13 protein-coding genes are annotated in these 12,123 nt (G+C 31.5%); 9 read left to right on the top strand and 4 right to left on the bottom strand.

From position 1 onward, the window contains the following. Positions 1-29: 29 nt before the first annotated feature. The 3 genes from HW119_RS04815 to HW119_RS04805 all read right to left on the bottom strand — a co-directional run bounded on the left by HW119_RS04815 (position 30) and on the right by HW119_RS04805 (position 3,687). Positions 30-2,843: a M16 family metallopeptidase gene (locus HW119_RS04815; protein WP_177761692.1), complete on the bottom strand. Its 2,814-nt coding sequence runs from the start codon at positions 2,841-2,843 to the stop codon at positions 30-32. Positions 2,844-2,981: 138 nt separating this feature from the next. Continuing rightward, positions 2,982-3,404, bottom strand: coding sequence for a GNAT family N-acetyltransferase (locus HW119_RS04810; RefSeq protein ID WP_177761689.1), 423 nt, complete (start codon positions 3,402-3,404; stop codon positions 2,982-2,984). 49 nt (positions 3,405-3,453) lie between these two features. Further along, positions 3,454-3,687, bottom strand: coding sequence for a DUF6341 family protein (locus HW119_RS04805; RefSeq protein ID WP_177761687.1), 234 nt, complete (start codon positions 3,685-3,687; stop codon positions 3,454-3,456). A gap of 109 nt (positions 3,688-3,796) precedes the next feature. Between HW119_RS04805 and HW119_RS04800 the strand changes: the two genes are divergently transcribed. Then, complete coding sequence (locus tag HW119_RS04800; protein WP_177761685.1) at positions 3,797-4,726, top strand: DUF6427 family protein; 930 nt, start codon at positions 3,797-3,799, stop codon at positions 4,724-4,726. Here the strand turns inward: HW119_RS04800 and upp are convergent. Continuing rightward, positions 4,721-5,362: a uracil phosphoribosyltransferase gene (gene upp / locus HW119_RS04795; RefSeq protein WP_177761683.1), complete on the bottom strand. Its 642-nt coding sequence runs from the start codon at positions 5,360-5,362 to the stop codon at positions 4,721-4,723. The genes HW119_RS04800 and upp overlap by 6 nt on opposite strands. Positions 5,363-5,433: 71 nt before the next feature. Here upp and HW119_RS04790 point away from each other — a divergent pair, with 71 nt between their 5' ends. The 8 genes from HW119_RS04790 to argC all read left to right on the top strand — a co-directional run bounded on the left by HW119_RS04790 (position 5,434) and on the right by argC (position 12,015). Continuing rightward, positions 5,434-6,039 carry a DUF4254 domain-containing protein gene (locus HW119_RS04790; protein ID WP_177761681.1) on the top strand — a complete coding sequence of 202 codons (606 nt, stop codon included), beginning with the start codon at positions 5,434-5,436 and terminating at the stop codon, positions 6,037-6,039. A 39-nt stretch (positions 6,040-6,078) separates the two neighbouring features. After that, positions 6,079-6,378, top strand: a complete 300-nt coding sequence (locus HW119_RS04785; RefSeq protein WP_177761679.1) for a hypothetical protein — start codon at positions 6,079-6,081, stop codon at positions 6,376-6,378. Further along, entirely contained in the window at positions 6,378-7,406 is a 1,029-nt protein-coding gene (locus tag HW119_RS04780; RefSeq protein WP_255498003.1) for a glycosyltransferase family 9 protein, read from the top strand. The genes HW119_RS04785 and HW119_RS04780 overlap by 1 nt, the downstream gene beginning before the upstream one ends. Before the next feature lie 6 nt (positions 7,407-7,412). Then, positions 7,413-7,925 carry an adenine phosphoribosyltransferase gene (locus HW119_RS04775; protein WP_177761677.1) on the top strand — a complete coding sequence of 171 codons (513 nt, stop codon included), beginning with the start codon at positions 7,413-7,415 and terminating at the stop codon, positions 7,923-7,925. A 112-nt stretch (positions 7,926-8,037) separates the two neighbouring features. Beyond that, positions 8,038-8,502, top strand: coding sequence for a DUF4494 domain-containing protein (locus HW119_RS04770; RefSeq protein ID WP_177761675.1), 465 nt, complete (start codon positions 8,038-8,040; stop codon positions 8,500-8,502). A 584-nt stretch (positions 8,503-9,086) separates the two neighbouring features. Beyond that, positions 9,087-9,770 carry a GNAT family N-acetyltransferase gene (locus HW119_RS04765; protein WP_177761673.1) on the top strand — a complete coding sequence of 228 codons (684 nt, stop codon included), beginning with the start codon at positions 9,087-9,089 and terminating at the stop codon, positions 9,768-9,770. An 18-nt stretch (positions 9,771-9,788) separates the two neighbouring features. After that, positions 9,789-10,979, top strand: coding sequence for an argininosuccinate synthase (gene argG, locus HW119_RS04760; RefSeq protein WP_177761671.1), 1,191 nt, complete (start codon positions 9,789-9,791; stop codon positions 10,977-10,979). A 64-nt stretch (positions 10,980-11,043) separates the two neighbouring features. Continuing rightward, positions 11,044-12,015 carry an N-acetyl-gamma-glutamyl-phosphate reductase gene (argC, locus tag HW119_RS04755; RefSeq protein ID WP_177761669.1) on the top strand — a complete coding sequence of 324 codons (972 nt, stop codon included), beginning with the start codon at positions 11,044-11,046 and terminating at the stop codon, positions 12,013-12,015. The last annotated feature ends 108 nt before the right edge of the window (positions 12,016-12,123 follow it).

Here is a 12,123-nt window from a genome sequence, read left to right as displayed (position 1 = left end):
AAAAAGAGGCGAAAGCCTCTTTTTAATCATTATTTTTTATCAGATTCAGGTTTTAAAACCGAAATTACTCTGTTTTGTTTTAAGTATTTGTTAGCTACATCTTGAACATCTTTAGCTGTTAAAGCCTTTAAGTTCTTTTCGAATTCCAATGCTTTTTCAGGATTTTCTTTCGAAGTATATGAATCACTTAATACATCAAGCCAGTAATTGTTTTCTTTTAAAGAAATTGTGTAATCTGTCATTTCACCTTCTTTAAATTTATCTAAATCTTTAGCTTCAGGTCCATTTTTTTGAATCTTTTCAACTTCTTTTAAAGTCAGTTCAATTAGTTTATCAGCACTTGCTGGATTAGTTGGATATCCAATACTGAAGCTATAAGAACCATAAGGTAATTTATTTAAACTTCCGCGTGCACTAGCACCATAAACACCACCTTCTTTTTCGCGAAGTTCTTCAATTAATTTTATTGTTAAGATTTCACCTAAAGCTTGCATTGCTAAATTTTCTTTTTCAGAATAGGTAGTTTCACCAGTGAATGAAATTCTAACTGTTGCTTTATCATCGTTTCCTTTGAAAACTTCTTTTTTATGAATTCCCTTAATTGGTCTTGAACCAGTGTCTTTGAATGTTTCTTTTCTATTAGTTGCTGGTAAAGATGCAATGTATTTTTCAGAATAAGCTTTCATTTCATCATCAGTTACATTTCCAACAAAGAAGAATTCGAAATCGCTTGCATCTGCAAATCGATCTTTGTACAATTCATATGCTTTTTTGTAATCTGTTTTATCCCAATCGCTGTCACTTGGTGGGAAAGAAATATAACGTTCGTTATGTCCGTACATGAAATCATTTACTTGCTTAGAAAAATACATTTCAGGTTGAGACATTAAATTTGCATAGTATGATTTGTATTTGTTTTTTTCTGATTCGTATGCTTTTTCATCATAATTTAAATCAGTGAAATAAGCATAAACCGATTGAAATAAAAATTCTAAATCTTTTGGCGTTGAACTTCCGTAGAAACCTTCAGTCATTCCACCAACATATGGGCTAACACGATAAATTTTACCCGAATTGAATTTCGTTAACGCATTTTGATCCATTCCTGCAATACCAGCTTGAGGTACTGCTCCGGTTGCTAAATTGATTGTTTTGTATGTTTTTGTATCTATGGAATTAAAGCCACCGAAACTAACGCCATTAAATAGAATTTCGTCGTTTTTGAAATCAGTTTTTTTGTAAGTAACTTTAGCACCGTTTGAAAGTTCTAAAGTGGTTGTTCCTAATTTCGCGTTTTTTGTGGTTTTTGTGATTTTACCAGGTTTGATTTCATTGCGAATTAAAGACTTTGCAACTACTGCATCTTGATATGGTGTGATTTCAATTTTAGAAACATCTAGCGCTGCTAAAACATCTTTTTCAGTAGTTTTCGAACCATCTTTTCTTTCAGGTCCAGTTAAAATGATTACACGATTTTCGTCTTTGATGTAATTTTGAATTAATTTATTTGTTTCGTTTAATGAAATAGTTGGAAGTAATTCCTTAACTAAATTAAATTCATATTCAATAGAAGGGATTGCTTCGCCTTCTAAGAAATTGGTTTGATATTGACCTAAGTATGCAGATGAATTGTTTTTATATCTGTCGTTGTAAGCTTTTTCATACGATGATAAATATTCACTCTTAGCTCGGTCTAATTCAGATTGTGTAAAACCATATCTTTTAGCTCTTTCATTTTCGATTGCTAATGTTTTGATAGCCTCAAGTTGTTTGTCTTCTGCTGTCATTGCAAAGGATTGGAAGGCATCTTTTCCGCGACCATACATGCCGCCATAATAGCTGTATCCGTAAATAAATGGTGGATTTGCACTATTTGTATATTCCTTTAAACGTGCGTTTATCATCTGTCCAAATAATCCTTCGATTAAATCATTTCTGAAATCACCAACTGTTGTTGAAGGTTTTGAAATACCTTGGTCTTTATAAAGGATTTGTACATTTGCGTTTGTCGCTTCTTTATCGGTGCTTATTGAAACAAAGGTTTCTTTGTGATTTGGGATGTCAAATGATTTACGAGCTGGTGCATTTTTTGGGTTTTTATATGAACCAAAATGACTTTTGATTTTTTGCTCCATCTCATTTACATCAATATCACCAACAACAATAACTGCCATTAAATCCGGACGATACCAATCTTTATAAAATTGACGAATTTCATCGTGTTTAAACGTTTCTAAGTTTTCTTTTGTGCCGATTGGTAAACGTTGTGCGTACATTGAGTTGTAAAGCATTTTTGGTAAATACTCACGCATCATACGTTCATTCGCGCCTAAACGTGTACGATATTCCTCAATAACAACACCACGTTCGTCATCGATATCTTTTCCGTCAAGATTTGCGTTAAAAGCCCAATCTTCAAGAATTTGAAAACCTTTGTCTAATTTTACAGGGTCATCTGCAGGAATTGGTAAGAAATAAACGGTTTCGTCAAAACTAGTGTATGCATTTAAATGTTGACCAAATTTAACACCAATACTTTGAAGGTAATCGATCAATTCATTTTTAGGGAATGTTTTTGTTCCGTTAAAAACCATGTGTTCTAAGAAGTGCGCAAGTCCTACTTGGCTGTCTGTTTCTAAAACAGAACCGGCATTAAGAACTAAGCGTAAATCTACTTTTTTTTCTGGTTTTGGATTATGTCTGATGTAATACGTTAATCCATTGTCTAATTTTCCGATTTTTACATTAGGATCGGTCGGTAATTTTTGATTTAAATCTGCGATTTGTGCAAATAAAGATGCTGGGAGAATTAATAAACCAAGTGTTAGTTTCCTTAAATTCATAAATTAATATTAAAATTGGTTAGTTGTAAAAAATAAAAATATGTATAAATATATGATAATTTTGTTAAATTATTGATAAAATAAAAGCCGACTTCTTCAAAAAGTCAGCTTAATTATTTGTTCTATATTTTTTTGTGTTTATCTCTTTAAAACCATCTCTAAATACGGATTTTTGAATCCAAATTTTTCATAAAGTTTAATTGCCGGATTATCTGCGTCAATTCTCAATAGAATATTTCCTCTGCAAACGTCTAAAACTTCAGTCATAATTAAGGTTCCAATACCCGTTCTTCTTCGATTTAAATCTGTAGCTAAATAAACTAAAATATTTTCTGGAATATAGCTATCCATGTGTGTGTGATTAATCACTGCAGCTCCAACTATTTCATCTTTTTCAAGGCATAAAACCAAATGTCCGCCTTTGTCAACAATGTAATTTAATGCTTTAGTGATTACTTCCTTATCATCGCCAAATTGTTCAAGATGTGTGTAAAGGAAATCTACAATTTCTCTCTTTAATTCAAAAGGAAAATTATACGATTGGTAAGTTTTTATTGTCATTTATAAGTAGTAAAAAAATAAGTCACGACGGAATCGTGACTTAAATGTATTATTTTAAGAAAGAGTGTGCAGTTGTATCTTGCACATCTTCGCCGCTTTGTTGGAAAATTTGTAATTGTTTAATCCAGTAGAAGAAAGCTATTATTGCAATAATGATAAAGATAAACGTGATGATGTTACCTAACCACCAGTTTGCATTTTCTACTTTAGATAACCATAAAAAAGGTACCATTAAAAAATCGGTAAAAAAACTACCTAGTCCTTCAAATAAAGATGTCCACATAATATTGTTATTAAATAATTGCTGAATGAAAAAAGTTAAATAGTAACTTTGCTACAAAAGTAATAATTTTATCAACAAGTTATTTACATAAAGTTTAAAAAATTTACACATGTTAACAAATCTTTTTTCTAAAAGCAGACCTATCAACTATTTTTTAATTATTACAGCTTTGTTATTTGTGTATTTAATTAATTTATTGACTGATTTTTCTTGGTTGACGAATAATTATAGTTTAGTAAGACAAATCGGAGTTTTTGTAACTTTAGGATTGACCGTTTTTGCAGTTCAATTTATCACTTACAAAAACGGATTAGCAAATGGTAATTTTTATACGCTCTTTTTTTACACAGCTTTTTTAATTCTTTTTTCAACAATACTAGATAACGGTAAAGTAATTTTAGCAAATTTTTTTATTCTACTTGCGTTGCGAAGAATTTTTTCAATTCATTCATTAAAAGATGTGAAACAAAAGATATTTGATGCAGCTTTTTGGATTTTGATTGCTTCATTATTTCATTTCTGGAGCATACTTTTTGTAGTTTTACTTTATTTTGCCATTTTAAGATTTGTATCTGAAGATTATAGAAATTGGTTTATACCATTTATCGCTTTGTTTTCAGTGAGTATTTTGTTTTATACGTACACTTTATATACTGATATTTCTTTTGTTAACTATTGGCAAGACCATGCTGTAATTAGTTTTGATTTTAGTTATTTCGAAAATGTATATCAAAATATTGCATTAGCTATTTTTACTTCTATTGCTTGTTTGTTTGCTTTTTCTCAAGTTTTAGAATTGAGAAATTTACCAATAAGTTCACATGCTATTTATAATAAAATCTTGGTTTGTTTTTTAATAGGAGTTGCTATTTATGTTTTATCAGACCATAAAATGAACAGCTTATTAGTTTATACATTTTTTCCACTATCAATTCTTGGAGCAAATTATATAGAACGCTTAGCAAAGAATTGGATGAAAGAATTAACCTTGGTAAGCGTTCTTGGAATTAGTATTTGGATTTTTATTACTCAATTATAATTTTTCGCCGTAAGCCAAATCTCCCGCATCACCCAAACCTGGAATGATGTAATTGTTTTCGTTTAAACCGTCGTCTAAAGTTGCAACCCATAAATGACAGTAATCCGGAAGGTTTTCTTGAAGATATTTAATTCCTTCTGGTGCTGCAATTACCACGCAAATATGAATTTCTTTTGGAGTTTCTTCTGTTAACAATTTGTTGTAAACTGCTACTAACGAATGCCCGGTTGCTAACATTGGGTCAAGTAATAATAAATGTTTTCCTTCAAACGATGGTGCTGCCTGATATTCTACTTTGATTTCTTTGTTTCCATGAATTCGAGATGCAGATACAAATCCGTTTTCAGCATCATCAAAAAAGTTCATAAATCCAGTATGAAGTGCCAATCCAGCTCGTAAAATCGAACATAAAACCACATTGTCTTTTATCGTCGTTGTGTTTTTAATTCCTAATGGAGTTTGAATAGCAACTTCTTGATATGGTAATGTTTTACTTAATTCGTAAGCCATAATTTCACCAATTCGTTCAATGTTTTTACGAAAGCGCATGCTGTCTTTTTGAATATTTACGTCGCGTAGTTGCGCTAAAAAGTGATTTAAGATGCTGTTCTGTTCTGAGATATAATGAATGTTCATGTTTTTTTTTGAATAAAAAATTTGAGATTATAAAGTTATAAAAAGTATATTTGTAAATAAAATTTTTAATCATGTTTGCAGAATTCGCATTTCCTATATTTGAGCAAAGTATTGCTGATTATCACAAATTTGACGATGTTTATCAGCCTATTAATAATCCTTACGAAAAAGGAACAATCGAACATTTATTATACGCAAAAAACTGGGTAGATACGGTTCAATGGCATTATGAAGATATTATTCGTGACCCACAAATTGACCCAATTGCAGCTTTAGATTTAAAACGTAAAATCGATGCTTCTAACCAAGTTCGTACAGATATGGTTGAATATATCGATAGTTATTTCTTAGATAAATATAAAGATGTTGTTGTAAAAGCAGAAGCTAAAATCAACACAGAAAGTCCAGCTTGGGCAATCGACCGTTTGTCTATTTTAGCTTTGAAAATTTACCACATGAACGAAGAAGCAACTCGCGAAACTGCTTCAGATGAACATAGAGCAAAATGTCAAGCGAAATTAGACGTGTTATTAGACCAAAAAAATGACATGTTTGCTTCAATCAGTCAATTAATTGCAGACATCGAAAACGGTGACAAATACATGAAAGTGTACAAACAAATGAAAATGTACAACGACGATGATTTAAACCCTGTTTTATATCAAAACAAAAAATAGTAACTTTGAAAGACTTTCTAAATCGGAAAGTCTTTTTTTATGGAAAAAATTTCAAAAACCATTTCAATTCTCATATTTACCATTTTATTGTTGGTAGTCGGAACCGTAATTTGGTCGTTCTTCGATCCGTATGCGCAAGTATTGCTCTTGCCTTTAGGATTTTTAAGCGTGTATTACTTACTGTTGTTTTCCTTTGTGAAATTACTTAGTGGTAAAACATCAAAACCTTGGAAATATTTAATTTTATTCATGATTATCGTTCCCTTGCTTTCGTTTGCTTACGGATACAATACCTTCATCCGATTTTCAATAACGGTTTTAAATACTTTTACCGAATAATGAAACATATTGTAATCATGCGTTTGTCTGCAATGGGCGATGTTGCGATGACAGTTCCGGTTATTTCGGCTTTGGTTTCTCAATATCCAGAGGTAAAAGTTACTGTGGTTTCTCGTCCGTTTTTTAAACCTTTTTTTAGTCATATTCCAAATGTCGATTTTTTTGCTGTTGATTTAAATAATCGTCATAAAGGATTTTTAGGTTTATACCGATTGTATTCAGATTTAAAAAAGCTTAAGGTCGATTATTTTGCAGATTTTCATAATGTATTGCGTTCTAAAGTAGTTCGAACTTTTTTTGCTTTATCTGGAACTAAAGTTGCTTTTACAGATAAAGGGCGTGATGAGAAAAAAGCTTTAACTCGTGCAGAAAATAAAGTTTTTGCTCCTGTAAAATCTATGGTTAATCGTCATTTAGAAACCTTACAGAAATTAGGGTTTAATGTTTCGTTGCAAAATCCAATTTTTCCAACTAAACCAATGCTGACAGAAGAAATTATTTCTAAGGTTGGAAATAAAAACGATAAATGGATTGGAATTGCACCTTTTGCTCAATACGATACCAAAGTGTATCCAAAAGATTTGATGGAAGAAGTAATTCGAATTTTGGCAGAAAATAAAAAGTATCGTATCTTTTTATTTGGTGGTGGAAAGAAGGAAATTGAGTTGTTAAACCAAATGCAACAACAAATTGATAATGTTGTTGTTTTGGCTGGAAAACTTTCTTTTCAAGAAGAATTAATCGTGATTCAACATTTAGATGTCATGCTTTCTATGGATTCGGGCAATGCACATATTGCTGCTATGTACGGAATTCCGGTGGTTTCACTTTGGGGTCAAACCCATCCGTTTGCTGGTTTTGTGCCTTTTAATCAATCAGAAGAAAATTCGTTAACTGTTGACAGAAATCAATATCCGTTAATTCCAATGTCTATTTACGGAAATAAAATAATTCCGGGCTATGAAAAAGCTATGCGAACCATTTTACCTGAAACGATCGCGAATCAAATAAATAAAATTGTAAAATAATTGATTATGAAAATAGAATCATTCATCAGAGATATTCAAGATTTTCCGAAAGAAGGTATTGGATTTAAAGATATAACTCCGCTTTTAAATGATGTTGAAGCTCGTAAAGAAGCTTTGAAATTGTTGGTTGAAAAATTAAACGGACAAAAAATTGATAAAGTGGTTGGGGTTGAAAGTAGAGGCTTTTTCTTCGGAACGCTTTTAGCTCAAGAATTAAACGCAGGTTTTGTTCCGGTTCGTAAACCACGAAAATTACCGTTCGATACATTTTCGGAATCGTATGAATTAGAATATGGTTCAGATACTTTAGAAATGCATATCGATGCGATAAAACCTGGCGATAAAGTTTTGCTTCATGACGATGTTTTGGCAACCGGTGGAACAGCCGCTGCTGTTTGTAAATTGATTGAACGTGCTGGTGGAGAAATTGTACAATGTAATTTTTTAATGGAATTGGATTTCTTAAACGGAAAAGACAAATTAAAAGGTTACGACGTGCAAGCTTTGCTACATTATTAGTAATTAGATTTTTAGTATGATTGTATTCAAATTGTGAATATCTATTTGTCTTTTTTATCCTGTGATTTTTCTTTAAAATATATCTTTGCGTTACTTAAAAATTAAAGAAATTATGAGCGCAATTTGGTACGAATGCAAAGTTAAATATAGAAAATTAGATGAAAATGGAGTTCAAAAAGTAGTTTCAGAACCGTATTTGGTTGATGCGCTTTCATTTACCGAAGCCGAATCAAGAATCAATACAGAAATGGCTGCTTTTGTAAGTGAAGAATTTAAAATTGTAAACATCAAAGTTGCCAATTTTGCAGAGATTCACCACTTTGAAAATTCTGACCGTTGGTTTAAATCTAAAGTTTCGCTTTTGGCTTATGATGAAGAAAGTGGTAAAGAACGTAAAACAAGTTTTTATTTGCTAATTCAAGCAAACGACGTTAAAGAAGCTTTTGATAATACCATGCAAGTAATGCAAAATACTATGGGTGAATTTACAATTCCTGCAATTGCTGAATCGCCAATCATTGATGTTTTTCATTTTTTTAAAGGTGAAGAAGTTTTAGAAGAAGAATTAGTAAGTTAATGTTTTCTTAAAATTATTTCGTTCAAGACGAATTTAATTTGATTGATTTGATGAACTTGATTTGTTAATTTAATTTTAATAATTAAAAAATAAATATTACAAAGCCGATATTTTTTTAAATGTCGGTTTTTTTTTCGTTCAAAAAAATCATTTTTTTAAAAAATCACTAAATATTAACTTTTGTGAATGCGTGCGTTTGGTTTGAAATTATCTTTTAAAACACTGATTTACAAAATGCTGTAAATCTTAAAAAAACTTTTTTTCTTGTTTTTTAAAAAAAATATTAGATAACTTTGCAAAATTAAAATTTCGTAAAGAAAGAAATGATTTCAATTCACACAAATATCTTATTTGACCAATATAGCATCCAAGCTATGTTGCGACGTTGTGTGAATACTACTTCTACCTTTTCGCCAATAAGGGCCAGGGCTTGATTTTCGGATATATTTCGAAATCTTTTTTAGTATAGAGCTTTTCAGTTCTTGCTTACAATTCAAAAAACAGTTTTATTAATTATATTTAATTGAAACATTACGCCATACGTGTGTTTTGTTTAGATTATTCTGACCATTTATAATTTCCAAATGAATAAACCATCGGATTTTATTATCATACCTGCGAATGAATCGCATATGGGTTTCGCAGAACAAATCTGCGATGAAATGTTTGAATCTGCAAAAGCGCGCGGTACGGGAATTGCTCGTAGAAAACCTGAGTACGTTGCAAACAAAATGAAAGAAGGAAAATCGGTTATCGCACTTCATAAAGATGGTCGTTGGGCTGGTTTTTGTTATATAGAAACTTGGAGTCATGGAAATTACGTGGCTAATTCTGGATTGATTGTAAATCCTGAATTTAGAAAATGTGGTTTAGCTAAATCTATTAAAAACGGAGTTTTTAAGTTATCACGTGAGAAATATCCAGACGCAAAAGTTTTTGGTCTTACAACAGGTTTGGCGGTTATGAAAATCAATTCCGATTTAGGTTACGAACCAGTTCCTTATTCTGAATTAACGCAAGACGAGGAATTCTGGAAAGGATGTACTTCTTGTGTAAACTTCCAAATTTTACAAAGCAAAGAACGTAAAAATTGTTTATGTACCGCAATGCTTTGGGATCCGGTTGAAAAAGAAAAAGAGTTAAAACGCAAAATCGAAGAAAAAACAAAAGCGAAAGAGCGTTTGAAAAATATGCAAAAAAAATCTTCATTACTAAAACGATTGGTTATGAAGCTTAAAGGAAATAAAATCGTTACATTATTTGTATAATCATCAATACGTATTAAAATGAGTAAAAAGAAAGTTGTTTTGGCATTCAGTGGAGGTTTAGATACTTCATTTTGCTGCATCTATTTAGCACAAGATTTAAATTTAGAAGTACATTCTGTGGTTGTTAACACAGGTGGTTTCGATGAAGCAGAATTAAAACAAATCGAAGATAGGGCTTTAAGTTTAGGTGTTGCTTCTCATAATGTGATTGATGAAACAACAAATTATTACAACGATAGTATTAAATACTTAATATTCGGAAACGTTCTTAAAAATGCAACGTATCCTTTATCTGTAAGTGCTGAGCGAGTTTGCCAAGCAACAGCTATTGCAAATTATGCAAAGAAAATCGGTGCTGAATGTGTAGCTCACGGTTCTACAGGAGCAGGAAATGACCAAGTACGTTTTGATATGATTTTCGAAATTTTAGTTCCGAATGTAGAAGTAATCACTCCAATTCGTGATTTAAAATTATCTCGTGAAGCGGAAATTGAATATTTACACAAACATGGAGTTGAAGTAAATGCTGAAAAAGCTAAATATTCTATCAACAAAGGTCTTTGGGGAACTTCGGTAGGAGGTAAAGAAACCTTAACTTCTAATCAATATTTACCTGAAGAATCTTGGCCAACTCCAATTTCTAAAACAGGAACTGAGCAAGTTACAATCGATTTCGTAAAAGGTGAGCCTGTTGCTTTAAATGGTGAAACAATGACTTCTGTTGAGGTGATTCAAAAATTACAAGATTTAGCTCAACCTTACGGTGTTGGTCGTGATATTCATGTTGGTGATACGATTATTGGTATTAAAGGGCGTGTTGGTTTTGAAGCTGCTGGACCAATCATTATTGTAAAAGCGCATCATACATTAGAGAAACATGTGTTAACAAAATGGCAATTATCTTGGAAAGACCAATTAGGCGCTTTCTATGGTAACTTCTTACATGAAGGACAATTCCACGACCCAGTGATGAGAGATATTGAAGCTTTCTTACAATCATCTCAGGAAACGGTAAACGGACGTGTAATTGTTCAATTACAACCAAACTATTTCACAGTTATTGGTATTGAATCTGAAAACGATTTAATGTCGAGCAAATTTGGTACTTACGGTGAAATGAATAACTCTTGGACAGGCGATGACGTAAAAGGATTCTCGAAAATTTTTGGAAACCAAGTTTCAATTTGGCATAAAGTAAACAACAAATAGATTTTATCTACTTTAAGGCAGAAGTTCATTTTTGGCCTCTGCCTTTTTTTGAAAATATAAAGTAATGAGGAAAGTAAAAGTAGGAGTTATTGGAGGTGCAGGTTATACAGGCGGAGAGTTATTACGTATTTTAGTAAATCATCCAAATGCTGAAATTACGTTTGTACATAGTAACAGTAACGCTGGAAATCCGTTATATAAAGTACATACCGATTTAATTGGCGAAACCGATTTATTGTTTACCAATCAAGTTTCACAAGATATAGATGTTTTGTTTTTATGTGTAGGACATGGTGATGCTAAGAAATTCTTAGATGCCAATCCGTTTAATGAAGGCGTTAAAATTATCGATTTAAGTCAAGACCATCGTTTGGTAGCTAATGCAAACGGATTTATTTATGGTTTAGCAGAAATGAATCACGAGCAAATTAAAACAGCTAATTATATTGCAAATCCAGGTTGTTTTGCAACAGCTATTCAATTGGCATTATTGCCTTTAGCGACTGCAAATTTATTGAATGATGATATTCATATCAATGCCATTACAGGTTCTACTGGTGCAGGTCAAGGATTAAGTACTTCTTCACATTTTAGTTGGAGAAACAATAATATCTCGGTTTATAAAGCATTCGAACATCAACATTTAAATGAAATTGGAGAAAGTTTAGTTTCATTGCAACCAAATTTTAAACAAGAGATTGATTTTATTCCACAACGTGGCGATTTCTCAAGAGGGATTTTTGCTTCGGTTTATATGAAATCTGATTTATCTGAAGAAGATGCTGTAAAATTATACCAAGAATATTATCAAGATCATCCGTTTACATTTGTATCTGCAACTAATATCGATTTAAAACAAGTAGTAAATACCAACAAATGTTTGTTGTACGTGAAAAAACACGGAAACAAATTGGCTATTTTCTCTGTAATCGATAATTTATTGAAAGGAGCAAGCGGACAAGCAGTTCAGAATATGAATTTAATGTTCGGTTTAGAAGAAACTGCAGGTTTAAAATTGAAAGCTGTCGTATTCTAATATTTAGATTTTAGTAGTGAGAAACTAGAATTTAGAATCTTTGTCATTCCGACGAAAGGAGGAATCTAATTATAATAAAGATTCTTCACTACGCTATGACTACGTTCT

The sequence above is a fragment of the Flavobacterium sp. I3-2 genome, from assembly GCF_013389595.1.
GTDB lineage: Bacteria > Bacteroidota > Bacteroidia > Flavobacteriales > Flavobacteriaceae > Flavobacterium.
The sequence above is the reverse complement of the archived record's forward strand: the minus strand, read 5'-3'. Positions and strand labels throughout refer to the sequence as shown.

Coding starts and splice junctions, on each gene's coding strand:
- HW119_RS04815 (WP_177761692.1), bottom strand. CDS start 2,843: ATGAATTTAAGGAAACTAACACTTGGTTTATTAATTCTCCCAGCATCT.
- HW119_RS04810 (WP_177761689.1), bottom strand. CDS start 3,404: ATGACAATAAAAACTTACCAATCGTATAATTTTCCTTTTGAATTAAAG.
- HW119_RS04805 (WP_177761687.1), bottom strand. CDS start 3,687: ATGTGGACATCTTTATTTGAAGGACTAGGTAGTTTTTTTACCGATTTT.
- HW119_RS04800 (WP_177761685.1), top strand. CDS start 3,797: ATGTTAACAAATCTTTTTTCTAAAAGCAGACCTATCAACTATTTTTTA.
- upp (WP_177761683.1), bottom strand. CDS start 5,362: ATGAACATTCATTATATCTCAGAACAGAACAGCATCTTAAATCACTTT.
- HW119_RS04790 (WP_177761681.1), top strand. CDS start 5,434: ATGTTTGCAGAATTCGCATTTCCTATATTTGAGCAAAGTATTGCTGAT.
- HW119_RS04785 (WP_177761679.1), top strand. CDS start 6,079: ATGGAAAAAATTTCAAAAACCATTTCAATTCTCATATTTACCATTTTA.
- HW119_RS04780 (WP_255498003.1), top strand. CDS start 6,378: ATGAAACATATTGTAATCATGCGTTTGTCTGCAATGGGCGATGTTGCG.
- HW119_RS04775 (WP_177761677.1), top strand. CDS start 7,413: ATGAAAATAGAATCATTCATCAGAGATATTCAAGATTTTCCGAAAGAA.
- HW119_RS04770 (WP_177761675.1), top strand. CDS start 8,038: ATGAGCGCAATTTGGTACGAATGCAAAGTTAAATATAGAAAATTAGAT.
- HW119_RS04765 (WP_177761673.1), top strand. CDS start 9,087: ATGAATAAACCATCGGATTTTATTATCATACCTGCGAATGAATCGCAT.
- argG (WP_177761671.1), top strand. CDS start 9,789: ATGAGTAAAAAGAAAGTTGTTTTGGCATTCAGTGGAGGTTTAGATACT.
- argC (WP_177761669.1), top strand. CDS start 11,044: ATGAGGAAAGTAAAAGTAGGAGTTATTGGAGGTGCAGGTTATACAGGC.